Here is a 25,166-nt window from a genome sequence, read left to right on the forward strand (position 1 = left end):
GAATCCTTTATGTTTTCGTTATTGGTTTAAATTTCAGTAGCTTTGCGCCACTTTTTTATTAGAGTGTTTAAACTAGATCTGTGAAATTTAACAACTTGATAACAAGCTTCGCCACTCTAACTTCGAGTTACTTTATAAACAATCTTTAAGCTCACAGATTTCATCTTTTTATAAATTAATTAGTGTTCTAATTTTATTTACACAGTCACTCACTAGATTTATACGAGGTCTAAATAAAATAATTATAAATATTAGACTTTAGTCGAAGTCAAAATCTTGATGGTACTTTCTGCCATACTGTTCAAGCTGGCGATCATGAGTATTAACTTGTAATTCGATATTACCCTCACCTTTATTAATTGCTTGATTGTTATCTACATGGGCTTCATTTTTCAAATCAGCCAGTTTCTCTTCAATATATTCTGTCGGTTCATTTAAAACATTCATGGAGGTTAATTCCTTTATCAGGTTTACTTTCGCTGATGGAAGAATATGAACGGACACTAGACCGTTTGAATATTCTTTCTCATCGTACAAAGGCTGAATGGCATCATTGCCACCTTCCTTAAATGGGTGAATGGAATACCACTTGTCCTTGCGTGGCTCTTGCTGATCACAATCAGCCACATTGAATATCTGAGTCTTATTGAAGTCACAGGGTGAGTTAAAAACACTAACCTTATGATAATCAATGGCTTTAATAATATTGATACAGTCTTTGCTTTGGCTATGACACACAGACCACAACGCATTTACCAGGTTATCTGTCCACTCAAGTAAACGGGTTGGAAACCCCTGTTTCTTGGCTAAACACATCAATAACCAATCGTTTATCTCGTGTGCATTCAACGAATGCCCGCCATAAATTCTCACGGTCGAGAGAAGCTCTTGTTCGACACGGCGAATATTCTTTCGATTTGAGCGACCTAAGCTTGGCATCAGGTTATTATTTTCATAATCACACACGTTATAAATTAAACCACGATGTCCACTACACTCAGCAATTAGCGAATCGATTATTTCATACAGTTCTTCTATTGAACTTATATAACGTTTATTTTTAACAACATGCATACTACGATTCACTTAATTTAAATCCGGAAAAATCCAAATATCAACAACCCTATCAATCGATGATAAAAACCAACCAATAATAACGATTGATCAATAGTCAACGAGTGTCGTTATTGTATTTTTCTAAAATGATAATAGGTATATATATTCATAAACAAGTATCAGTAATAGAACCATTCGCTAAGGCGCTATGAGTTAATGGTCGATTAATAATAGCGAGTAACAAAGTTTATATAGCTAGAACCACCTATGTACCGACGGAACATTTAATTAGTGTTCTAATGTTTAAGTAGAAATTATTGAACTAAGCGTTTACGTTCTTCACTTAAGCACTTTGCCAATACCCGTTAATATTGCCCGACCACGCTCTTTATAATGCGGTGGCCGGACAAACTTCCTATGACTTATACGTAATCTTTGTATTTATCTAGGAAACGAACCGGTGTTGATAGTGCATCTCGGCGGAACGGGTCGCCCAATTCCTGAGTACACATGATTTCAATGATGGTTGTTTTGCCTTCGTTCATCTGCATGTCGATGGCTTTTTGCAAGGTTGGACCTACATCTTCTAGCTTATCAACCGTGATACCTTCAGCACCCATTGCTCGTGCAATCTCTGCAAAGCTTTGGTTTTCAAGTTCACCGGCAACAAAGCGTCGGTTGTAGAAGTCGACTTGGTTCTTCTTCTCTGCACCCCATTGACGGTTGTGGAATACCACAGCTGTCACTGGAATGTTATGGCGAACACATGTCATGGTTTCCATCAGGCTCATGCCCCACGCACCGTCGCCTGCATATGAAATAGCGGGACGATGAGGTGCCGCAGCTTTCGCACCAATGATGGTCGGGAATGCGTAACCACAGTTACCGAAACTCATTGCAGCAAAGAAGCTGCGTGGTTTTTCAAAGCGTAAGTAGCTGTTTGCCACTGAGTTGATGTTACCGATATCCGTCGAGACCATAACGTCTTCAGGCATCGCTTTTTCTAGCTCACGCAGTACTTGGCGTGGGTGTAGGTATTCACCACCAGAGAACGGAGTCTCGTGTGAGTTTTCCTCAATCATATCTAAGCTGAACGAGTCACGTTCGTGTGTCCACTCATCAAGCTCTTTTTCCCAAAGTGCTTTTTCTGTAGCGACGGTATCTTGGCGAGCGCCTTTGTTGTCATCACACAACAGTGCACGACCTTCCAACCTTTCAGATAGAGCAACCGCTGCTGCTTTTGCATCACCACAGATACCAACCGAAATCTTCTTAACCAGACCAAGCATCTTGTTGTCTGCATCAATCTGAATGATTTTCGCGTTCTTCGGCCAGTAGTCCATGCCATGTTGAGGCAAGGTACCAAATGGACCAAGACGTGTACCCAAAGCGATAACCACATCCGCTTGAGCCATCAATTTCATTGCTGCTTTCGAACCTTGGTAGCCTAAAGGACCACACCATAATGGGTGACTCGCAGGGAAAGAGTCATTGTGTAGGTAGCTGTTCACTACAGGTGCACCTAGTCTTTCTGCTAATGCCGCACACTCTTGAACTGCCTCAGCCATTACCACACCGCCACCGGAAATGATGACTGGGAATTTCGCTTCAGCTATCAAGTCTGCTGCTTCATTCAGAGATTTCTCACCACCAGGACCACGGTCTAAACGCGCTGGTTTAGGGATTTCAGTTTGAGTTTCACCGTAGAAGTAGTCACGAGGAATATTTAGCTGAGTTGGACCCATTTCGCTCATCGCACGGTCGAAGCATCGGCCTGTGTATTCCGCCATACGATCTGGGTGCGTTACGTGTCCTTGATACTTAGTGAACTCTTGGAACATTGGAAGCTGGTTACATTCTTGGAAACCACCTAAGCCCATTGTTTTAGTGCCTGTCTCTGGCGTCACAATTACGACCGGGCTATGTGCCCAGAACGCAGCTGCAATTGCTGTTACACAGTTACTGATACCCGGGCCATTTTGCCCGATGACTACACCGTGGCGACCCGATACACGGGAGTAACCATCTGCCATGTGGGCAGCGCCTTGCTCGTGTACTACTGGGACCAATCGAATGCCAGCAGGAGCAAAGATATCCATTGCGTCCATAAATGCCGACCCCATGATGCCGAACATATCGGTAACATCATTAGCAACCATAGTTTCAACGAACGCTTCTGATGGTGTCATTGTTACTGTGCCGGAAACAACCGTACGTTTTTCTTGCTCGCTCATTCTTCCATTCTCCTTGAGTTAACCAAAATTTCATTTTTCGGAATGAATTGTCTCTTTTTCGAATTCATTTTCACCTTAGTAGTAGAATTTTTGCGCGTCAACTTTTTATATTAAATTGGAACAATTCATTCTAATTAATAAAACTGGATCACATTATTGGTAGTTTTTCGTACAAAAAGTGCTGTTAACTTAACTGGAGCTGTTAATAATCGATGACATATCGCGATAGCAGCGACAAGTGATGAGCTATATAGAGGGAAATATGATGAAAGAGGCGGAATTGGTACCAACGCAGCCGGTAAGCGTGAGAGAACGCTTTGGCATCGACAGTAACCTAACGGTGATGGCATTTGAACATCCGGGTGAATATGTGCCGAGAGTCGATCCTAATTACTGTTTTGACCCCGAAGTGACGCTGGCTATATTGGCAGGGTTCACCTCCAATCGTCGCACATTGATACAAGGCACGCACGGAACGGGCAAGTCTTCTCACATAGAGCAAATTGCCGCGAGATTGAATTGGCCGTGTTTGAGGATCAACCTAGACGGACACCTGAGTCGATTGGATTTCATAGGTAAAGACAGCATCGTCATTAAAGACGGAATGCAGGTAACAGAGTTTAAAGAAGGCATTCTTCCTCAGAGCATTCAACAACCCATCGCACTGGTGTTAGATGAGTACGACGCTGGTCGCCCTGACGTGATGTTTGTGATTCAGCAGTTATTGGAGCAAGACGGGAAATACACCTCTTTAGAACAAAACCGAGTGATCACACCTAACCCTTCTTTTCGCCTGTTTGCTACCTGCAACACGCTTGGCTTGGGTAACTTTTCAGGTTTGTATTCGGGTACTCAAGTGCTTAACCACAGTCAATTAGATAGATGGAACATCATCGCTACGCTCAACTATTTAGACCCACAACATGAAACCAAGATCGTGTTATCCAAGCTTCCAAATCTGAATAATGAAAGTGGCCGACAACTGGTTGAGAAAATGATCGCCACCGCAGGATTAACGCGTAACGGGTTTCGGGCTGGCGACCTTTCAACGGTGATGTCTCCGCGAACGGTGCTCACTTGGGCTGAAAATATCCAAATATTCGACGATGTTGCGACGGCATTTAGGCTTTCATTCTTAAATCGCTGTGAAGACGAAGAAAAAGAACTGGTTAGCGAATACTATTTCCGTTGCTTTGGTGAAGATTTAGAAACGCCTACTCAAAACTATTCCCACTCGGAGTCGTAAACCATGGCCAATGTTTCTTCCCAGCAGAAAAAGATCCTCGATCTTGGCGTGTCTGTCGCCAGAGCAATCAGTGGCGAACTCAATCTGAACTATCGGGGAGAACGTCTCTATAAAGGCAATAAGCCCTGTTATTACCAGTCCGCACATACTAACGATCTCACCTTTGTGTCTCGCCACGAGCTAAAAAGCAGCAAGCTATCGATGCAAGGTAAGATCGATTCATCGGCACTGCGACTATTGCTTTCAGACGCTGACCTCCATTATTCATTGCGCCCTCAAAACGAAATAGAACGTCTGCTTTACGACTTCTGCGAACAGGTCCGAATTGAATCTCAAGTCCCGCCTTATCTAAAAGGCGTGACCACCAGTATCCAATTCAACTTTGCGTATTGGAGCGACCAATATCATCAAAATGGCTTTACCGAATCACGAATAGGCATGTTGCTGTTTACACTGATGCAAGTCATCCACACCCGCTTAACTGGCGTTCCGGTGTCTGAGCCTATCGCTGAGACCATTGAATCGACTCGCGCAGGCATCGTGCCTACTTTCGGGTACAACCTTAAGCGCTTAAAGCAACATAGAACCGACCAACAACAGTTTGCTCACTGCGCCAATGAGCTTGCTGCCCTTGCACAAGAGCTCATCAACCAAGAGCAAGAGAGCGATAGCTCGGCTACGCCAACGGTTGAAGAAGACATAAAAATCCTTGCGCAGCTTGCCCTTATCGTTGATGGAGACATTCAAGATCAAGACGTCGATACTGACATCACGGGCAGTAGCAAGGTATTCGAGTTGTCGGGTGCGAATTATCAGGTCTTTAATTCAGAATTTGATCAAATTGTCGCCGCAGATAAACTCGTCAGGCGCGCCCTATTACTCGAACTGAGGCAGAAACTCACCGATGACATCATGGCGAGACAAGTAAACACTCGCCGTTTAGCCGCTATGCTTACTAGCTTTGTTGCCACACCACAGAGGAACCGACGTCAGGACCATTTAGAAGAAGGCATTGTTAACGCCCCCACCATCACCAAGCTCATCACGTCGCCATTGGATCGCACTGTCTTTTATCAACCTGATATCGGTGTATCTCATCAATGTGCTATCACGTTTTTGATGGACTGCTCAGGCTCAATGCAAAAGCACAGTCACAAGCTAAGTCTGCTGATGGACACCATTCTCAAATCCGTAGGATTGGCTGATATCCCATTTGAGATCATTGGCTTCACTACCAACAACTGGAACGGTGGCAAGGTTTATCGGCAGTGGCTTAAACAAGGCCAACCAAAACACCCAGGCCGCTTGAACGAAGTTCGGCACATCGTGTTTAAGGGTTTTGATACGCATTGGAGACGATCTCGCCTTGGCATTGCGAGTCTTCGTAAAGCAGACGTCTTTAAAGAGGGGATTGATGGCGAAGCGGTGCAGTTCGCTAGCCAGCGGTTGCAACAGCACACTGCTCAAAGAAAGGTTTTGATCGTGTTCTCAGACGGCTGCCCAATGGATACCGCCACCAGCACTGCCAACGATCAGTTCTATTTGGATAACCACCTCAAACAAGTCATTGAACGTGAGTCGACCAAAAACGGAATTGAGATTCATGGCGTGGGGATGGGAGTGGATTTGAGCCCGTACTACCGCAACAACATTACCTTGGACGTACAAGAGAGCTGCTTGTTCGGGCTATGTAGGAACATCTTTGAGATGCTAAAGCGCTGACGTGTCAGTGAGGAGGGTGACGTCAAGCATTAAACGAGAATCAAGCCCTCCTCCTTCAAAGATAATTTTGATAAAGAAAACGTTCTAAGCCAAAAACAACGACCATGCAGAGACCGCCATCAAGTACCCACCAATCAACATCAACACAATAAACACTAACTTTCTGAGTTGATCATTAGACAACGGCGGTGGGAAACGTCGAGCAAACATCGTGACAAGCGCCACCAAGGGAACAGCAATAGCAGATAACCACAGTATGCTCTGTTCCATGTCGCCTGCAGCGTAGACATTGACAGTACGCGACATCGACGTACAAGCGAACACCATCAGCAGTGTGCTTCGCACCAGATCGAGCGTAAAAGGCTGCCGATAAAGATGATAAACAATCGGTGGACCTGCCATCCCAAACAACCCACCCGCTAAGCCAGAACTAAAACCAGACAACAAAAACGATACAGTTGCCGAACGATCCTTTCTGGTTTTAGGTTTGAACATAAAACTCAAACCTGCGAATAGCACCATGGCACCCAATAGTCCTCGGAGAATATGCGTGGCCGATTCGCTTAACTCGTCCAGCAAGTACACCCCCATCGAAACGCCGGGAATAATACCGATGACCAACACCACCAGAATCTTGAGTTCCCCAAGCAGTGGCTTACCCATCAATGCGACCAAGCAATTGAACAAGGTCACAATACTGACCACAGCGGCTATAACGGGTAAGGAAACCAGATTAAGGCTAACCGTTAAACCAATCACGATGATACCGAGGCCAAATCCGGTGACAGTTTGAAAATAGGTACCCACCGCGATGGTGGCAAGAATAGCGAGTAAAACAGGTAACTCCATCAGCAGTCCTAGTTAGGTTGTTTTTGGGGGTTGATTTGAATGTGAGTATCAGCTTCAGGAGCTAGATTTTAGTATCTAAAATCAAATGTCGATTCATCTCTTTTTTCAGAATCAGCCGCCACGTCAGTCTTTGAATTTGCTGTTTTTCCTTGCTGTGCTTGTACCGCGGTCACCGCGATCACATTAAAGATGTCTTGTGCGTTACACCCTCTTGATAAGTCATTCGCAGGTTGATTCAACCCTTGTAATAGTGGACCAATCGCAACTGCCCCACCTAACCTTTCCGCAAGCTTATAACCAATATTACCGGCTTCTAAATTGGGAAATATCAACACGTTCGATTGACCTTTCACCTCTGAATCTGGCAGCTTTTTCGCGGCAATCTCAGTCACAATCGCGGCATCGAGTTGAACATCCTGATCGACGGCGATTCCGGGACAACGTTGTTTCACTAACTGAGCCGCGTTACGAACCTTATCGACCGATTCATGCTTGGCACTACCGTTGGTCGAAAACGATAGCATTGCGACTTTAGGTTCTTCCATCAGTAGCGTTTGAGCACTGCTTGATGCGGCCACTGCAATCGATGCTAGCTCGGTTTCATTAGGGTTAATCACCAACCCACAGTCACTGAAAATCATGCCGCCTTTAAGATTATGGAAAGGCTCACACAACATCATCAGAAAAAAACTGGACACCAATTCACTGTCTGGCGCGGGGCCGATAATCTGAAGCGCAGCTCGTACCACATCAGACGTGGTATAAACCGCACCATTAACTGTGCCATCCACCAGCCCCTCTCTGACCATCAAATTGGCAAAAACGAGTGGGTCTAGAACCAGCTCTAGCGCATCATCGTAAGTCATACCTTTCGCTTTTCTTAATGTATACAACCGCTCAGCGAGGACTTCTTTGAGTGATGACGCTTGTGGGGAAACAATGTGAATGCCTACAAGATCAATGTGATGTAATTCTGCAGCAGCGATGATCGCTGGTTCATCCCCTACTAGGGTGATGTGAGCGAGCTGTTTGTCTATCGCCATTCTTGCGGCTGCTAGTACTCGCGGGTCCTCAGCTTCACTCAAAACCACTCGCTTACGATCTAAGTGAGCCTTATCAATAATCCGTTCAATCGCCTTCATCTTAAATTCCATTTATTGAGATTAATTGTTCCATAATTTATATTTATATTATTGGAATAATAAAAAAGGTCAAATTTTATTCAGATAATTGAAGAATAATGATTTGGTATGTACACTCTTAGGCATAGACATATCGCAAGGATGGATCATTATATGCAAACAGAAACACCACCAGTTCAAGGGGATACACCGACTCTCCGACTTTTTGCACTATTAGAGGTGATAGCGCAAAAAGACGAGTTTATTTCTCTTCAAGGATTAGTCGAAGAAACTGGACTGCCAAAACCTACGCTGCACCGAATGCTTCAGCAGTTAGAAGCGGCAGGCATCATTCAAAGAGACGGCGATGAGAAGCACTACAGCTCAGGTATTCGACTCAGAAAGCTTGCCGAAAACCTATTGTTGAATAGCACCATGCACAGTGCCCGACGCACTATTCTTGAAAACCTGAGAGCAGAAGTTGGCGAAAGCTGTAACCTAACGGCGCTATCAAGTGGCGAGATCATCTATCTTGATCGTGCAGAAACTGAAGCACCCCTTCGTTTTCATCTACACCCAGGTTCTCGCGTCCCAGTACATTGCTCAGCAAGCGGAAAACTGTTTTTGGCGCACATGTCTAAGTCACAGCGCAGACGATTAATTGAAAATGTGCCACTGACTCAGTACACAGTGAACACTATTACAGACTATTCGATGTTAGAGAAAGACATCGAAGAAGCGAAAATCCAAGGCTTTGCGATTGATGACGAAGAGTTTTTGCCGGGCTTAGTCTGTATCGCGGTACTGATCCCGTCATCTACGGGTCAATCAAACCTCGGCCTAGCGATACAAGCGCCTGTAATTCGAGTCAAACCTGATGAAGCGATCAAGTACCTACCCGCTCTTCAAAAAGCAGCAAAAGCGCTCGCTAAGATAGAGTCTGATAATTGGAGTCAACAATAGGTCATTTTCTTAGACCGCTTCGAGTGGCTATCGCTTCGAAAGCAACAACTTAAGCACGGACGAACTAACGAGCTAACGAGCTAACGAGCTAACGACCACTATCTTCGACCAATCAACGGTTGGTCGAAGTCATTTGAACACTCGCCAACCCGCATATAAGCAACACGTCTAAAGTAATCACAACAAAGGAATCACGATGCTAAACATTAAGAACCAGCACTTACTCTCTTTTATGGTGACAGAAGCGAACAACGCAGTTGCAGTCACAAACCCAGCAACGGGTGAGCTTATTGGGCATGCGCCAATTTCATCCGAGGCGGAGTTAGAGAGCGCTATCGAACGTGCTCATGTTGCGCAGAAAGAGTGGGCAAAAATTCCTGCTAAATCCCGTGCTGCATTGCTAAGTGGTTGGCATCAACTGATCCTTGAAAACAAAGAAGATCTTGCTCGCCTAATGACCATTGAACAAGGTAAGCCGCTAGCAGAAGCAACAGGCGAAGTGGTTTATGGTGCAAGCTTTATTGAATGGTTCGCCGAAGAAGCGAAGCGCACTTATGGTGATTCAATTCCTAGCACCGTCGCAGACAAACGCTTGGTAACCATCAAACAACCTATCGGAGTCGCATGTGCCATTACGCCATGGAACTTTCCAATTGCGATGATCACTCGTAAGGCAGCTCCTGCCCTTGCTGCTGGCTGTAGTTTTATTGTGAAGCCCTCAGACGAGACGCCCCTTTCTGCATTTGCTGTAGTTGAACTGGCTTACCAAGCAGGTATCCCGAAAGATCTATTACAAGTGGTGCTTGGCGACAGCCCTGAGCAAGTTGGCACCCTATTCACTTCTCATCCACTGATCAAAAAAATCTCTTTCACAGGCTCGACTCGAGTGGGCAGTATCTTGATGGCTCAAGCGGCAAAAGGCATCAAGCGCACCTCAATGGAGCTCGGTGGCAACGCACCTTTTATTGTGTTTGACGATGCAGACATCGACGCGGCCGTTCAAGGCGCAATGGCGTCGAAATTCCGTAATGCGGGACAAACATGTGTCTGTGCAAACCGTTTCTATGTTCACAGTAAAGTATACGATGAGTTCGTGGCTAAATTCGATCAAGCGGTTCAGCAGCTTAAGATTGGTAACGGCTTAGATGAAAGTGTCACCATTGGTCCTGTTGTCAGTCAGAATGCGAAGAACAACATCCAAGCATTAATAGACAGAGCGGTAGAACAAGGCGCGACACCTGTGACGCCAACTCAAGAGCTTGATGGGCTTTTCCTTCAGCCTGTCATTCTTAAAAATGTGAAACACAGCATGGACATTGTTCAGCAAGAGATCTTTGGTCCTGTCGCCCCTGTGATGCAATTCGAGACAGACGAAGAGCTTATTGAGATGGCAAACGACACCATTTATGGATTAGCGTCGTACTTCTACAGTCAGAACATTCATCGAGTATGGAACATTGCAGAGGCACTTGAGTACGGTATGGTCGGTATTAATGATGGCCTCATCTCAACCGAGGTCGCGCCGTTCGGCGGTGTTAAGCAATCAGGTATTGGCCGTGAAGGCGCAAAAGAAGGCATCGATGAATACATGGACATAAAGTATCTTTGCTTTGGCGGAAAATAAGGTTGGTAGCAACTAGGTTTCGGCAGTGATTAGGGCTCAGAAATAATTAAGTCTTAGTGATCACTAACCTACCCCACTCCCCACCTTTCTCACCACAAAAATGAATCAAAAAAAGCCGCGCTATAAAAGCGCGGCACCTTGGGCTCGGTTAAAGGGGGTTTCTTTTTTTTTAGTATTTTACATTCTCTGTTTTTGTTATTGGGTTGCTTCTCTATCCCTGCGCTTTCAGTTTTAGACGCATAGCATGCAGCACTGGCTCGGTGTAACCACTAGGTTGAGCGCAGCCTTCGAATACCAACTGACACGCTGCTGAAAATGCGATGCTGTTTTCAAAGTCAGGTGCCATATTACGGTAGCTCGGGTCGCTAGCGTTTTGCTCGTCAACCACTGCCGCCATACGTTTCATGGTTTTCATTACTTGTGCTTCATCGCAAATGCCGTGGCGTAACCAGTTGGCAATATGTTGACTCGAAATACGCAATGTCGCTCGGTCTTCCATTAACCCTACATCGTTAATATCTGGCACTTTCGAACACCCGACGCCTTGGTCAATCCAACGCACTACGTAACCAAGAATACCTTGTGTGTTGTTATCCAATTCATTTTGGATATCTTTAGCAGTCAGCTTTTGGTTGCCTAGTAGCGGGATAGTAAGAATATCATCAACATTGGCTCTCACTCGCTCTCGAAGCTCTTTCTGACGGCTTGGTACACTTACCTTGTGATAGTGCAGCGCGTGCAAAGTCGCGGCGGTTGGCGAAGGAACCCAAGCAGTATTAGCGCCCGCTTGTGGGTGTCCGATTTTCGCATCCATCATCTTCGCCATGTTGTCCGGCTCTGGCCACATACCTTTACCGATTTGGGCCTTACCTTGCAGGCCACAAGCTAAGCCAAGATCAACGTTCTGGTCTTCGTATGCGCCAATCCAAGTCATGGTTTTCAGCTGTGTTTTAGGAGCAAATGGGCCCGCTTCCATACTGGTGTGAATTTCATCACCCGTTCGGTCTAAGAAACCTGTGTTGATGAACACAACACGATCTTTAGCCGCGCGGATACATTCTTTAAGATTGACTGAAGTACGACGCTCTTCGTCCATGATGCCGACTTTGATCGTGAATCGGTCTAAGCCTAATGCATCTTCAATGCGACCAAACAGTTCATTGGTAAAGGCGACTTCTTCAGGGCCATGCATCTTAGGTTTAACAATATTGATGCTGTTCGCGGTCGAGTTTTGGTACGCGCTGTTGCCTTTTAAATCATGCATCGCGATTAGTGAAGTGATCATGCCATCCATAATACCTTCAGGTACTTCATTACCGTCAGCATCAATAATGGCAGGGTTGGTCATTAGATGGCCCACATTGCGGATAAACAACATGCTGCGGCCTTTCAGCGAGATCTCGCCTCCCGTCACGCTGGTGTATTGACGATCTGGGTTGAGGTTACGAACGATGGTCTTGCCATTTTTCTCTAGTGACTCTTGTAAGTCACCTTTCATCAAGCCTAACCAGTTACGGTAAGCCAGTGCTTTGTCTTCACCATCAACCGCTGCTACCGAATCTTCGCAATCCATAATGGTAGTGAGAGCCGATTCCACCAGCACATCTTTAATACCAGCCACATCAACGCTGCCAATTGGCGCGCTCGGGTCGATTTGAATTTCAATATGTAGATTGTTGTGCTTAAGCAGAATACTTGAAGGCGCACTTGCATCACCTTGGTAACCAATGAACTGGTTGCGATCGATTAGAGTGACTTCTTCGCCATTGTCTAAGGTCGCTGTCAGTGTATTGCCAATACTGACATTGCTGATGCTGTATTTGGTGACGTCTTTATGAGATACACCGTTTAACGGTGCAGCGTCATCAAGGAAACCTCGAGCGTAGCTCACGACTTTAGCGCCACGTGCAGGGTTAAAGCTGCCACCTTTTTCTGCACCATCACTTTCACTGATGACATCGGTTCCGTAGAGCGCATCGTATAAACTTCCCCAACGCGCATTAGCCGCGTTAAGTGCAAAACGTGCATTCATAATAGGTACAACAAGCTGCGGACCCGCTTGTGTTGCAATTTCAGGCTCAACGCTGGTAGTCGTTACTTGAAAGTCATCACCCTCAGGAACTAAGTAGCCAATCTGCTGTAAGAACTGTTTGTACTCGGCCGCATCTAGCGTTTGTCCGGCACGCTCTTGGTGCCAAACGTCAATTTGATGTTGAAGATCTTCACGCTTGATAAGCAGTGCGCGGTTCTTGGGAGCCAAGTCTTCAAGGATAGTTGCAAATGATTGCCAAAAGTCTTCAGCGACAATGCCTGTTCCAGGAATGACCTGCTCATTAATTAATTGGTAGAGGGTGCTATCAATGTTCAAGCTTCCCTGTTGAATACGACTGCTCATAAAATCTCTCTCAAACTAACTGATGACTACTCATTAAATCTACGTAACTGGCTTAAATTCACGTTACTAGCTCAAATTTACTTTACTAACTTAAACTTACGCAACGGACATAAATTTAGCTAATTTATGCCAGTTATACTGGATATTCATATAAAAAATACCCTACAAACTGTGTTATTCCGTCACACCACTCTCTATTTCATTGGCGACACTTTTAATCAATCGGCGCATCCACTGATGGTCTGGATTAGTTTGTAACAATGGACTCCACGCCATCTTCACCTCAAAGGGTTCAATCGCAAATGGCGCAGGTTTGATTAACAACCGAGGGTTGTTGCGCTGCAATTGTGCTGCTTTGGTTGGAATGGTCAGGATCAGGTTCTTCTGTTGAGCGAAGAGAATCGCCGACAGGTAGTGTCGTGTGAACACCGTGATATTACGCGTTTTGCCGATGCGCATTAATGCTTCATCTATCCAACCAAGCTTTTGCGCTTCGCTTGGGTTAATCCCAACGCCGGTGCCCATACCCGTCTTACTTACCCAGATATGTTGCGCCTTTAGATAAGACAAAATATCGAAGTTGTCCGCTATCGGGTTATCACAACTAAATAGGCAAGAGAACCCGTCGTGCCAAAGGCTCATCTGATGGAACGACTGTGGAATATCGTCAAAACGGTTGATGATAATATCAACAGTGCCTTGCTCCACATCCTGATAACTCACGTCACTTGGCGTCATAATATCTAAGCGTATTTTCGGTGCTATCTCGCTCAACTTTTTTAATAGCGGCTGAATAATGGTCGACTCAGCATAGTCACTCGCCATGATACGAAACACACGTTCACTGTCTTCTGCATTAAATTCCGTGGTCGGCTGCAATGTCTTTTCTACATTCGCCAAGATGTTTCTAATCAATGGCTGCAGTTTATGTGCTCGCTCGGTCGGTATCATCCCTTCACTGGTTCTCACCAACAGCGGGTCTTCAAATAGATCACGTAATCGACGCAGGCCATTACTCATGGCTGGCTGAGTGATTCCTAACTGATTTGCTGCTCGTGTTACGTTTCTTTCACGTAGCAACATGTCTAAATACACAAGTAAATTAAGGTCTATACGAGCAATATTCATAAGAAAAATACCGAATATAATAACTATAAATTAACAAAATTATCACATGCATGGTTATTCTTTGTCCATGGTTAGATTTAATCCAAATCGAATGACCTCGCCAAATTGGCCAACATGTCCACGTGAAACTAAGGAATAGTTATGTCGCAAATTACACAAGATATCGAAAAGATTGAAGTTGCAAAAAGCGCTGCTGGTGCTCCATGGGATGCAATCAACCCTGAATCTGCAGCTCGTATGCGAGCTCAAAACAAATTCAAAACAGGTCTGGATATTGCGCAATACACGGCAGATATTATGCGTGCAGACATGGCGGCTTACGACGAAGACAGCTCTCAATACACTCAATCACTGGGTTGCTGGCATGGTTTCATCGGCCAACAAAAGCTGATTTCTATTAAGAAGCACTTTGATGGCAAGACAGACCGTCGTTACCTATACCTTTCAGGTTGGATGGTAGCAGCACTTCGCTCTGACTTCGGTCCACTTCCAGACCAATCTATGCATGAAAAAACGTCGGTTGCTGGCCTAGTAGAAGAGCTATACACCTTCCTACGCCAAGCGGATGCTCGTGAACTAGGTGGCTTGTTCCGTCAGCTAGACGCAGCACGTGAAGCGGGTGATGTGAATCTACAAGACCAAATCCAAGACAAAATCGACAACCACGTAACACACGTAGTACCAATCATTGCGGATATCGATGCAGGTTTCGGTAACGCAGAAGCGACTTACCTAATGGCTAAGCAAATGATTGAAGCGGGTGCATGTTGTCTACAAATCGAAAACCAAGTAGCCGATGAGAAGCAATGTGGTCACCAAGACGGCAAAGTAACGGTTCCTCATGCTGACTTCCACGCAAAACTTCGCGCACTTCGTTACGCTTTCCTTGAACTAGGCATCGACAACGGCATCATTGTTGCTCGTACCGATTCACAAGGTGCTGGCCTAACAAAAGAAATCGCGGTAGTGAAAGAACCTGGCGACCAAGGTGATATCTACAACTCATACCTAGATGTTGAAGAGATTGATGTTGCAGATATGGCTGAAGGTGATGTTTGCTTCAATCGTGACGGCAAGCTAGTTCGTCCTAAGCGTCTGCCTTCAGGCTTATACCAATTCCGCGAAGGTACGGGTGAAGACCGCTGTGTATTCGACTGTATTGAAGCAATCAACGCGGGTGCTGACCTTCTTTGGATTGAGACTGAGAAACCACACATCGGTCAAATCAAAGAGATGATGGACGGCGTACGTGAAGTTCACCCTAATGCGAAACTGGTTTACAACAACTCTCCATCATTCAACTGGACATTAAACTTCCGCCAACAAGCATACGATGCAATGGCAGCAGAAGGTAAAGATGTATCAGCTTACGACCGTGCAAGCCTAATGAGTGCGGAATACGATGAAACTGAACTGTCTGCAAGCGCTGACGAGAAGATTCGTACATTCCAAGCGGACGCATCTCGCGAAGCGGGTATCTTCCACCACTTGATTACTCTGCCGACTTACCACACAGCAGCACTGTCTACCGACAACCTTGCAAAAGAATACTTCGGTGACCAAGGCATGTTGGGCTACGTTGCTAATGTTCAACGTAAAGAGATTCGCCAAGGTATCGCATGTGTTAAACACCAAAACATGTCTGGTTCAGACATGGGTGATGACCACAAAGAATACTTTGCTGGTGAAAATGCACTAAAAGCAGCGGGTGAAGCGAATACGTCTAATCAATTTGATTAATCGCTAACGCTAAAGCCTCCCCCGCCCTTCTCTCTTACTTAGGTAAGATCCGGGGGAAGGCTTTGAGATAAAGCTACTACTGCCAGCTTTATCTCAAAGCCTCAGATTTGTGTTCCACACCACGGTTAACCGAACAACTTCTGTTTAAGCTAACTGTATACATATTTGTTCAGATTCCTATTTGTTGAGATTCTTATTTTTTGAGAGTGCCTATGACTTCAATACCGACACACCTACAAGATGCAAAAACACTGTTATCAGAAAATGGTTTCGCAACGGGTGATACTTGGTATCACGGCACATCTTCAGCTTTACTCGCGTCTATTCAAGGTCAAGGGCTAAAGCGCTCTGGAGACAAAGCGCTCAATGAAGCCGCTTCAAAAACCATGGCAACGATTGGCAATAATTACACAGAATCCGTTGAGCCCGTCTTCTTAACACAGAGTAAAGAACTGGCCTACTACTGGGCTCAGCAAACCGTTCGTGAGCGAGGTGTTCGCTTCGAAGGTGAAGAACAGCCTATCGTGTTAGCGGTAAACCTATCGGAAAAGCAACGTGCCAAAGTAAGGCCGGACGTGGGCGCAATGAGCCTATTGATGATGAGTGTGGGTGAGCAATTCATGTCTCACCTCACTGAAATTTATCAAACCAACAACATTGCAGGCCCCGACATCGAGCTTCGCACTGCGGATCGTATGGACTATCTGAATAAACTTGGGATGGCCTACATTGATGAAGACATCAGCCGAGCTTGTGTTCAAGAGTTATCGGAACCCGCATTGGCAAACTAATAACGTTTAAAAACGCCTCTAAGTAGAATAAAAATGGCTCCTAATTAGGAGCCATTTTTTATGTGCGAAGTTATTTACATGCTAGTTAATCAATAGACCAGTTGATCTATGGACACAGACGACCTTGCTGTGCAGGTTGCGTCATTTCAATGTCACCTTGTAGTGAGCGATACACAACGGTATTCCACACTTCACCATTATCCATTTCAAACTCAATAGCGTAATTCAAACCCGCGACAACCTGAGTTCGCACACTCAGAATCTGCTTTAGCTCAGCTGAAGTGTTCATTTGGCCAAGAACTGCATTTAAAGCTTGCTTAGCTTGTGGTGTGATAGCGCTTTGCGACCAACCACCTGTCAGGTTTTTAGTGCTACAGATCGGATTCGTATTCTCTTGTGATTGAACTGGAACCTCAGATTTCTGACTGCATCCTGCTAACACAGCGACACTAAACAAGGTTGCTACTCCAAGTAATGATGTTAATCGTACTTTCTTCATAAATTCTCTCTACCTCTGTCATTCACGAGGCGTTACCCGCAATGATGTTTCATATGCAGACAAGCTTAAACCTCGAATGTCATCACTTCATCAGAAATTATGTTGTAACTAATCTGTAAATACAGAGCACTGTCAGAAAACCAAAGCCGGACAATAAGCAGACAAGTAAGTATTTGAGAATACACTAATTTAGGGGTTCATGAATTGATTGAAAAATGGCGAAACCATGTTGTTTAGGATTAGTACAAGTAGTAAACTCCCACTTTAAATGCAGCTTGTTTTTGAGAAACTAAACGCACAAAAAGCTAGGACAACTTTATAAAGTAACTACTCTCAAACATCAGCCATAGATACATCTCTCATAAACGGGTACAAGTCACATAAAAATAATTAGATAAACTTAGGCGGTTCACTACATGGAATTAATGTCGTCTTTAGGTTCACTGTTGGCTAGCAGCCTGCCTATCGAAAAAAAACAACACGCACTGGTTGAACTCGTACTCCACACTTATCAACCACAAGAGCGCACAGCCGTTTTCAAAACCGTGACAGAATATCGTCGAAACCAATTAGAATTGCTTTTCCCTGAACATCAAGCAAAAAGCGACTCAGTAATGTTTGAAGTGATGGACTACCGCGATCTGATTCAGCGCTATCCAAATACCTTATCCACAGAGGTTGCTCTCTTAGAGGAAGCGGTTGGGCAATGTTATATACATTGGTTGGACTTTTGGTGTGAATGTGAAATTTCCGCAATCAAAGCAAAATTACCATTAAGCACCCATGCCCTTTATCCTATGGATCTACCCATTAAAGATAGTGCTTACTATGGTGTGATCATTGACCAAATAGAAAATAGTCAACTCATAGTACAAACGCCAACTCGCCCTCAAGGACTACCAATCAGCGATGCTATTGCTTTAAGCAACCTTGAGGTTTTTATTAAAGGTGAGAAGTGGTATGAGATGCTACCTTTACTCCACTTATCACAAACAGGTAAGCACTTTATTCTACTCAAACACCCAACAGATGAAGCCTTTCCAACCCTAGTCTCTTCAGCCCTAATTCAAGATTGGTCAAAATATGAAACTTGGCTAAGCTACGCCCCCCCTTTCTGTAACGACAAATGGAAGTACAGTTTATCCAGACGTGGCTATGAGGGACTGGCAGAGCTACATATTTTTACTCCGCCGGCCCTATCAAAGTGTGACTCTATTCCAGAGTTCGATAATAAGTTCCAATTACAATTAGCCGAAATGCAAGCTGTATGTGAAATTCTACGCCTAACCGTGAGTGGAAATATTCAACAAAAAGTCTACTTCCTTTATCTTGCACAAAAAGAGATGCTCAACTTGTTACATCAAGCGGGCTATAAGATTGGTTTCACCATTATAGATCAACCTTTGATACTCGATTTTTACAAGGCTATCGAACCACAAGCATACTTGCCGCTAGGGTCTTGTGACTTGAACGAAACGAACTTACTGACTTACCGCGGGTTATGGAATATTGAACTGATGTTGAAGGCATTCAATCATGTCAACTTTCGAGACTATAGACGGTGCCTCCGTGAAAATAAAAATACAGCGTGGCAAATAATATGAAGACGTTTGATCTTGGGCTAGAGGCGATATTCTATGCTAAAGCCATCACTCTGCTTGCAACGGTCGCTGTTGTTGTAATGTGGCTGTTCTACTATTGTTATCGCCTTAAACAAAAGAACGAAGCGATAGTGGGGACACACCATGTACCTTACATCGCATATTCCATCTGTATCATTACGTGGATCAGCAGTAATGCCTACTTCCACACCGGCTTGTTGCCAGGACTTGGCACCACAGCAGCCATATTTGCAGCAAAGTTGGCCAACCTCAGCTCTTTCCTTGCTTTTGCCTTTGCGTATTACTTCTCGTGTCAGCTCGCAGCCGAAAACCGCAGTGGTAAAATCCATAGGTGGCAAAAAACCATTCTCGCGAGCATAACGGGCTACTCTTTCTATATCAATTTGACCCCAGGATTAACGGTAGAAGATGTCACCATTACGGCTCCAAGCCAATTCGTGATCGAGTTTGGCCCGCATACACCCTACTTTTTCATTGGGGTTATCAGCTTGATTGCCCTTACACTGACTAATCTAGTGACCATGCGTGCCAATAGCAGCAAACTAACATTAGCCAAAACCAACTACATGATTACAGGCATCTTGGTATTCATGCTATCTACAGCAACGATTCACATTGGCGTTGCCTATTTCCTACGTGATTTCTCGCTCACTTGGCTCCCCCCAGCGTTGTCGCTCAGTGAGATGTTGTTTGTAGGCTATGCTCTGCTGACCTCTCGCTTCTACAGTTTTAAATACCTTACATACATAAGCCTTAATGTGCTGCTGGTGTGTGCAATTTTAGTGATACCTTTTTGTACGGTATTTATTCCCCTAACTGACGGTAACCAATGGCTATTAGCGATACCCATCTGCGCGATTATCGGCATTACATGGAGTCCAATCTACAAACGTGTAAGTCCTTACTCCTCATTGCTTGTCTATAGAAACAAAAAGACACCGGTACAACAGATACTCGCATTAGAAGAAGGCTTTAAGTTGTCGATTGACGATGCCATGCGTCGTTTAGGTCGCCAACTGCAAATCCCAGAAGATAAGCTTCGACTAGTTAACAATAATTACAACGAAACCTTCTACGAAGATTACCTATCTAGCAAAGAGTCCGTTCTAGTGTTCGATGAGCTTTCTGAAGAGCTAGATGATACTGCGCTCGCTAAACGGTCGCTAAAAGCACTTTATGACAAGATGAGTTCGAACAACACCGCGTTGGTAATGCCACTATTCGGACACAAAAAATCAGTCACACACTTGCTAGTATCATCGCACAAAAGCAACAATCGTATGTTCTCTAATGAAGAAATCTCTGCACTGCAAACCTTGTTAACGCGTGTACAAAGCACCATCGAAGCCGATAGACGAATTCGCCAAAGTCGTGCTCTTGCTAACTCGATCGCTCATGAGATGCGTAACCCACTCGCTCAAGTGCAACTGCATTTTGAGGTGTTAAAGCAGCACATTGATAATCAAGCACCAACTCAACAAATCTTGACTGACATTGAGAATGGCCAAGCAGCGATTCAACGCGGGCGGCAACTGATTGATATCATCTTACGAGAAGTCAGTGACAGCTCGCCTGAGCATGGACCAATCACCATGACATCTATCCACAAGGCCGTGGACCAAGCCGTCAGCCACTATGGCTTTGAGAACGAGAAGATCATTGAGCGAATTCGTTTACCACAACACGCTGATTTTGTGGCAAAACTAAATGAAACTCTATTCAACTTCGTCATTTTCAATCTGATACGCAATGCAATCTATTACTTTGATTCTTACCCAGACAGCCAAATTGAGATCAGCACCAAAACAGGATCTTACGAGAACGTTCTCACATTTCGTGATACCGGCCCCGGCATTGACGAAGCCATTGTTCATAAGGTCTTTGATGACTTTTTCTCTTTCCAAAAAAGCGGTGGTAGCGGCTTAGGACTGGGTTATTGCCAACGAGTGATGCGCTCATTTGGTGGCAGAGTGGAATGCCATTCCAAACTTGGTGAATTTACTGAGTTTCACCTGTACTTCCCTATTGTACCCAATGCTCCAAAAGCGGAGACGCTGCGTACGCCTTATTTCAACGGTTGGAAACACAACCAATCGACGGAAGATAAAGCCGAAGCTGATGTAAAACCAGAGAGCCAAACTCCAAGCGGTGATATAGAACCTGAACCGGCAAGTACGCTAACAGAAAGTAAGCAAACAGAACGCACGCAAGCAGAAAATCAACCAGCATCAAGCCATCTTGCACCGACGGTACTTATTGTTGATGACAAAGAAGTGCAACGCACGCTTGTTCAGATGTACCTGAGCCGACTTGGCGTAAATAGCTTGCAAGCTAAAAACGGGGAAAATGCTGTCGAGCTGTTCAGATCACACAAAGTTGATTTGATCTTAATGGATGTACAAATGCCGATAATGAATGGCTTTGACGCAAGCCAGATCATCAAGGCGCGCTCACCTCAAACACCAATTATTGCTTTGTCTGGTGAATCAGGACAACGAGAGCTAGACATGATCAGAAAACTGATGGACGGTCGCCTAGAGAAGCCAACCTCTTTGAACGCACTGCAACACCTACTGGACAACTGGCTAGAGAAAGGCTGGGCGCCAAACGCTTCTAAAGAAACAGAAAATGAATAGCTGACTACGGTTAAGTGAATCAATGAAAAAAAACGATTAGAACTCACTGATGGTTGGCCTCAATCATCGCTGTTTCGATCAAATCCAGTAACCACTTGTATTTGGCAGAATGTTGGTTTTTCTTATGAAGATAGGCAAATACCTCCATTTTCTCTGCATCTTCTTCTAATCCTTCAATCACAATCGAGCGCAATACTCCCTTGTGCTGTTCGATCACCGGAGGCATGCAGGGTGCGATCATGTTGGAATGCTTAATCGTTTCTATTAACCCAACAACTGACGTCGTTCGAAGCGCCATATTAATCGATTTACCTTGGCTTAAAACTTCTTCTTCCAATCGCGAGTGTTTGTTTTGATCGAAGTAAGCAAGGTCAACATGCGCAAATGGAAAGGACAACAAATCATCAATCTGTGCTACATCCTCTTTAAAAGGATGGTCGACTCTTACTGCCAATACAAATTTTAGGGTCACGAGAGGCACAGCAATGATCTCGGCGGGCAGGTTTTCAGCTTCAAAGTGAATAACAAAATCAATCTCGTCACTCTTAAGTCTTTCCAGTGAATCTTGGGAGCTAGTATGACTAATCAACCTCGAAAGTGGACTTTCATCTGAGAGTTGATGAAACAGAGAGGGTGTTAACCAAGGCAAAAGGTGCGGGTTCGCCTCTATCTTAAAATCTTCGCTTAGTTCGGCAGGAGTAAACTGTTTACCCTCTTCTATCGCCGTGACCAACCCGTCCAATAGTGGAAATACACGTCGATACAGTTCATCAGAATAAGGCGTCGGGAGAAACTGCTTATTGGACAAAACAAATAGCTCTTCACCTAATGATTCCTTAAGCTTTTTGACGCTTTGGCTTACCGCTGGTGTCGAGACAAACAGCTTTTCAGCTGCTTTGCGCAAGCTTTTTTCCTGATACACCACCACAAACACTTTCAATAAGTTCAAATCGACGTTATTCAGTTTCATATCCAAACCATAAACCAATACTTAACGAATGGTTAAGTTTATATGAATTAACTTAACGATGTCCACTTTGTATAGTTACCTCACCTTCACGCAGTACACGGATGTAGTGAGATAAATTTATGAGGCATCTATGTTATTACAACGTTCAATCCTTTCTCTAACTCCTTTGTTTCTGGCAAGTGTCGCGTTCGCGGAAGAAGCCGAAATTCAAGATATGTCAGACCCGTTAGCCGTCTATACACAAGGTGGCTTCGGTTACACAGACAAAGGCTTAAACCTGAAAATCGGGCAAACCTATGACACTGGTAGCGATACGACCATGGGTATGAATGTCTTCGAAGTCAAAGGCATCGCTGGTGAAGCCATTGGTTGGAATGACCGAGGCGCAGATGACAGTATCGATTCGATTCGTTTCAGAAACTTCGGCGTAGACTTAACCAATGGTCGAGGCACACAAGTCGATATGTCTTGGGATTTCGATAGTAATCAAGGTAGTGCGTCATACAGCTTTATACAGGCTCTTCCACAAATGGGCATGTTTAATTTCTATCCGCTTGCGGGTGTCGGTGTTGCTGCAGGTGAGGAGTTGGTTGAAGGCTCTGGAGGCAACCTCGACGCGGATCAACTTCGTGATCGCTACAACATGCACGGCACTTTCTACGTGGCGGGTATGTACGCAAAAATGCAACTTACCGACAAGATTTGGTTGAACTATAACCCTATGTATTTAGGCACGATGTCTGGTTCATCAACGTTCAAAGATTATGGATTCGAGGGCAGTGATTCTGTACTCGCACATGAGTTTGCTGCGAGCTACCAGATTAACCCAAGGGCGAACGTTCGTTATTTTGCAAATTGGACAGAAAACACCAGTATCGAAGACGGTGATCACCGCATCGAATTTAACTATCAGTTTTAAGCAGTCACTTTCTGCTTGGATGAGCTCTTTCAGTTTGAACCAATGATTTCTGTTCCACGAGCCATTCCCGTTTTGACGAATAATTTTGAGTTTTGAGGACACATTATGAATATGATATCTAAAGCCTTTGTTGGTAGTTTCACTTGCCCATTACGCTCAGCTGCCATGCTAGTTTCTGTAACAGCCTTGTTTTCAGCCACAGCGATAGCAGGCAACGGTGATGCGACAGAAACGATCCAAACGCGTGCAGGTGACTTTACTTTCGAAACCGACTTTCTTCATGGCATTCCAACACAAGAAAGCTCTGCAAAACTGTTTGAACTGATGGACTATCAACGCGCGTCACAAGCTTACATTTGGTCCGTGCCTTTGGTGTCAAACTACGCATGGAAACAAGCCTATGCCGACATGGGGGCAGAGGATGGTCAAATTACTTATGTTGAGTCTCATGAATCTAAGCTAGGAGGTTTAACTTACAATACCTCTACGCCTTACGCGATTACTTGGTTTAACGTAGAGAAAGAGCCCGTTGTTATAGAAATACCCACAAATGAACTGCGTGGCGCGGTACACACCATGTGGCAAATCGGTATTTCTCAGATGACTGAGCCGGGCGTCTACGTGGTAAAAGCGAAAGGTTCTGAAACGCCGAGTAACCTGCCAAAAGGCGCAAAAGTATTTGAGTCTGATACCAATAATGTTTTCTTGGGTGTTCGCTTAATGGCTAAGTCAGATCAGCAACGTATGAAAGACTTAGAAGCATTAAAAATTACTGACCTTAACGGCAAGCCGCTCAGTAGCAAAGGCGTGAACTTCCCTGAACGTGGTGACGATGCTAAGCACCCACGTGGTATGGCATTTTGGGAGACCTTGAATGAAGCGATCCAAGCCGAACCTGTAGCAGAGCGCGACCGCATGATGCACGACATGTTACGCCCACTAGGTATTGAAAAAGGCAAAGCATTTACTCCATCAGCTCAGCAGCGTGACATCTTAGAACAAGCTGTAATCATGGGTGAAGCTATGGTTAAAAACATCGATTTCAACAAGACTGAACGTCTACCACACGCGGCTTATGGCAAAGAAGGGAATTCGTGGGAAATCGCAACGGCTTCAACACCAAACCAAGACCGTCACTATGGTATGGACCTCGATGGACGTGCAGCTTGGTTTTATGAAGCCGTCACTAACGACATTGCAATGCATGGATTTGAGAACGGCGGTTGGGGACAGATCTACCTAGACAACTACCGTGACGACAATGGCAAAGGGCTAAATGGCAGTAACCACTATACTTTGACGCTAGATGGAGATGTAAATTTCGCCGATTTATTCTGGACCATCACTGTCTACAACGTCGAGAACCGCGCCATCATCGACAACGAAATTGAGCGTGCCGACGTGGGTTCTAACATTGAAGGGACAGTTAAAGATTCGCAAGGCAATTACACCTTCCACTTCTCGCCAACTAAGCCTGCTGGTGTAAATGAAGCGAATTGGGTGCAAACCCGAGAAGATGAAAACTGGTTTGTTTACTTCCGCGCTTACTCACCAAGTAAAGCATTTGTAGCGCAACAGCCAGAAACCTTATTGCCTAACTTTAAGCGCGTGGACTAGCCGTTAAGTCTATGTACTAACGATAAAGTTCACT

General features: G+C 44.8%; 18 protein-coding genes. 10 read left to right on the plus strand and 8 right to left on the minus strand.

From position 1 onward, the window contains the following. Positions 1-258: 258 nt before the first annotated feature. Together MED222_RS17405 and xsc are read right to left on the minus strand one after the other, a co-directional pair. Entirely contained in the window at positions 259-1,074 is an 816-nt protein-coding gene (locus MED222_RS17405) for an FRG domain-containing protein (protein WP_009845773.1), read from the minus strand. Between the two features lie 404 nt (positions 1,075-1,478). After that, complete coding sequence (gene xsc / locus MED222_RS17400; RefSeq protein WP_009845774.1) at positions 1,479-3,290, minus strand: sulfoacetaldehyde acetyltransferase; 1,812 nt, start codon at positions 3,288-3,290, stop codon at positions 1,479-1,481. A 262-nt stretch (positions 3,291-3,552) separates the two neighbouring features. Between xsc and MED222_RS17395 the strand changes: the two genes are divergently transcribed. After that, positions 3,553-4,536, plus strand: a complete 984-nt coding sequence (locus tag MED222_RS17395; RefSeq protein ID WP_009845775.1) for an AAA family ATPase — start codon at positions 3,553-3,555, stop codon at positions 4,534-4,536. 3 nt (positions 4,537-4,539) lie between these two features. Continuing rightward, a complete protein-coding gene (locus tag MED222_RS17390) occupies positions 4,540-6,258 on the plus strand; it encodes a cobaltochelatase CobT-related protein (RefSeq protein WP_032555084.1) in 1,719 nt (572 codons plus the stop codon). 84 nt (positions 6,259-6,342) lie between these two features. Here the strand turns inward: MED222_RS17390 and MED222_RS17385 are convergent, their stop codons facing one another. Both MED222_RS17385 and pta read right to left on the minus strand, forming a co-directional pair. Further along, positions 6,343-7,107: a TSUP family transporter gene (locus tag MED222_RS17385; protein WP_009845777.1), complete on the minus strand. Its 765-nt coding sequence runs from the start codon at positions 7,105-7,107 to the stop codon at positions 6,343-6,345. Between the two features lie 68 nt (positions 7,108-7,175). After that, a complete protein-coding gene (pta, locus tag MED222_RS17380; protein ID WP_009845778.1) occupies positions 7,176-8,249 on the minus strand; it encodes a phosphate acetyltransferase in 1,074 nt (357 codons plus the stop codon). Between the two features lie 153 nt (positions 8,250-8,402). Here pta and MED222_RS17375 point away from each other — a divergent pair, with 153 nt between their 5' ends. Together MED222_RS17375 and MED222_RS17370 are read left to right on the plus strand one after the other, a co-directional pair. Beyond that, positions 8,403-9,191 (plus strand): IclR family transcriptional regulator, encoded by a 789-nt coding sequence (locus tag MED222_RS17375; RefSeq protein WP_004731927.1) that lies wholly within the window; start codon positions 8,403-8,405, stop codon positions 9,189-9,191. A 196-nt stretch (positions 9,192-9,387) separates the two neighbouring features. Further along, a complete protein-coding gene (locus MED222_RS17370; RefSeq protein ID WP_009845779.1) occupies positions 9,388-10,815 on the plus strand; it encodes an NAD-dependent succinate-semialdehyde dehydrogenase in 1,428 nt (475 codons plus the stop codon). Positions 10,816-11,026: 211 nt separating this feature from the next. On the opposite strand, the gene MED222_RS17365 is transcribed toward MED222_RS17370, so the two are convergent. Both MED222_RS17365 and MED222_RS17360 read right to left on the minus strand, forming a co-directional pair. Continuing rightward, positions 11,027-13,210: a malate synthase G gene (locus MED222_RS17365; RefSeq protein WP_009845780.1), complete on the minus strand. Its 2,184-nt coding sequence runs from the start codon at positions 13,208-13,210 to the stop codon at positions 11,027-11,029. Positions 13,211-13,384: 174 nt separating this feature from the next. Next, positions 13,385-14,338, minus strand: coding sequence for a LysR family transcriptional regulator (locus MED222_RS17360; RefSeq protein WP_009845781.1), 954 nt, complete (start codon positions 14,336-14,338; stop codon positions 13,385-13,387). Between the two features lie 141 nt (positions 14,339-14,479). Between MED222_RS17360 and MED222_RS17355 the strand changes: the two genes are divergently transcribed. Both MED222_RS17355 and MED222_RS17350 read left to right on the plus strand, forming a co-directional pair. Next, entirely contained in the window at positions 14,480-16,078 is a 1,599-nt protein-coding gene (locus tag MED222_RS17355) for an isocitrate lyase (RefSeq protein WP_009845782.1), read from the plus strand. A 212-nt stretch (positions 16,079-16,290) separates the two neighbouring features. Further along, positions 16,291-16,869, plus strand: coding sequence for a hypothetical protein (locus tag MED222_RS17350; RefSeq protein ID WP_009845783.1), 579 nt, complete (start codon positions 16,291-16,293; stop codon positions 16,867-16,869). 106 nt (positions 16,870-16,975) lie between these two features. Here the strand turns inward: MED222_RS17350 and MED222_RS17345 are convergent, their stop codons facing one another. Beyond that, complete coding sequence (locus MED222_RS17345) at positions 16,976-17,368, minus strand: cystatin domain-containing protein (RefSeq protein WP_009845784.1); 393 nt, start codon at positions 17,366-17,368, stop codon at positions 16,976-16,978. A 416-nt stretch (positions 17,369-17,784) separates the two neighbouring features. Here MED222_RS17345 and luxM point away from each other — a divergent pair, with 416 nt between their 5' ends. Together luxM and luxN are read left to right on the plus strand one after the other, a co-directional pair. Then, positions 17,785-18,972 carry an acyl-homoserine-lactone synthase LuxM gene (gene luxM, locus MED222_RS17340; protein ID WP_009845785.1) on the plus strand — a complete coding sequence of 396 codons (1,188 nt, stop codon included), beginning with the start codon at positions 17,785-17,787 and terminating at the stop codon, positions 18,970-18,972. Further along, entirely contained in the window at positions 18,969-21,626 is a 2,658-nt protein-coding gene (gene luxN / locus MED222_RS17335; RefSeq protein ID WP_009845786.1) for a quorum-sensing autoinducer 1 sensor kinase/phosphatase LuxN, read from the plus strand. Before luxM ends, luxN begins: the two co-directional genes overlap by 4 nt. 43 nt (positions 21,627-21,669) lie before the next feature. Here luxN and MED222_RS17330 read toward each other — a convergent pair whose 3' ends face one another. Further along, positions 21,670-22,596, minus strand: coding sequence for a LysR family transcriptional regulator (locus MED222_RS17330; protein WP_009845787.1), 927 nt, complete (start codon positions 22,594-22,596; stop codon positions 21,670-21,672). Between the two features lie 130 nt (positions 22,597-22,726). Here MED222_RS17330 and MED222_RS17325 point away from each other — a divergent pair, with 130 nt between their 5' ends. Continuing rightward, positions 22,727-23,515: a hypothetical protein gene (locus tag MED222_RS17325; protein ID WP_009845788.1), complete on the plus strand. Its 789-nt coding sequence runs from the start codon at positions 22,727-22,729 to the stop codon at positions 23,513-23,515. A gap of 105 nt (positions 23,516-23,620) precedes the next feature. Then, complete coding sequence (locus MED222_RS17320; RefSeq protein ID WP_009845789.1) at positions 23,621-25,132, plus strand: DUF1214 domain-containing protein; 1,512 nt, start codon at positions 23,621-23,623, stop codon at positions 25,130-25,132. Positions 25,133-25,166 lie beyond the last annotated feature (34 nt).

The organism is Vibrio sp. MED222 (assembly GCF_000153005.1).
GTDB lineage: Bacteria > Pseudomonadota > Gammaproteobacteria > Enterobacterales > Vibrionaceae > Vibrio > Vibrio tasmaniensis_A.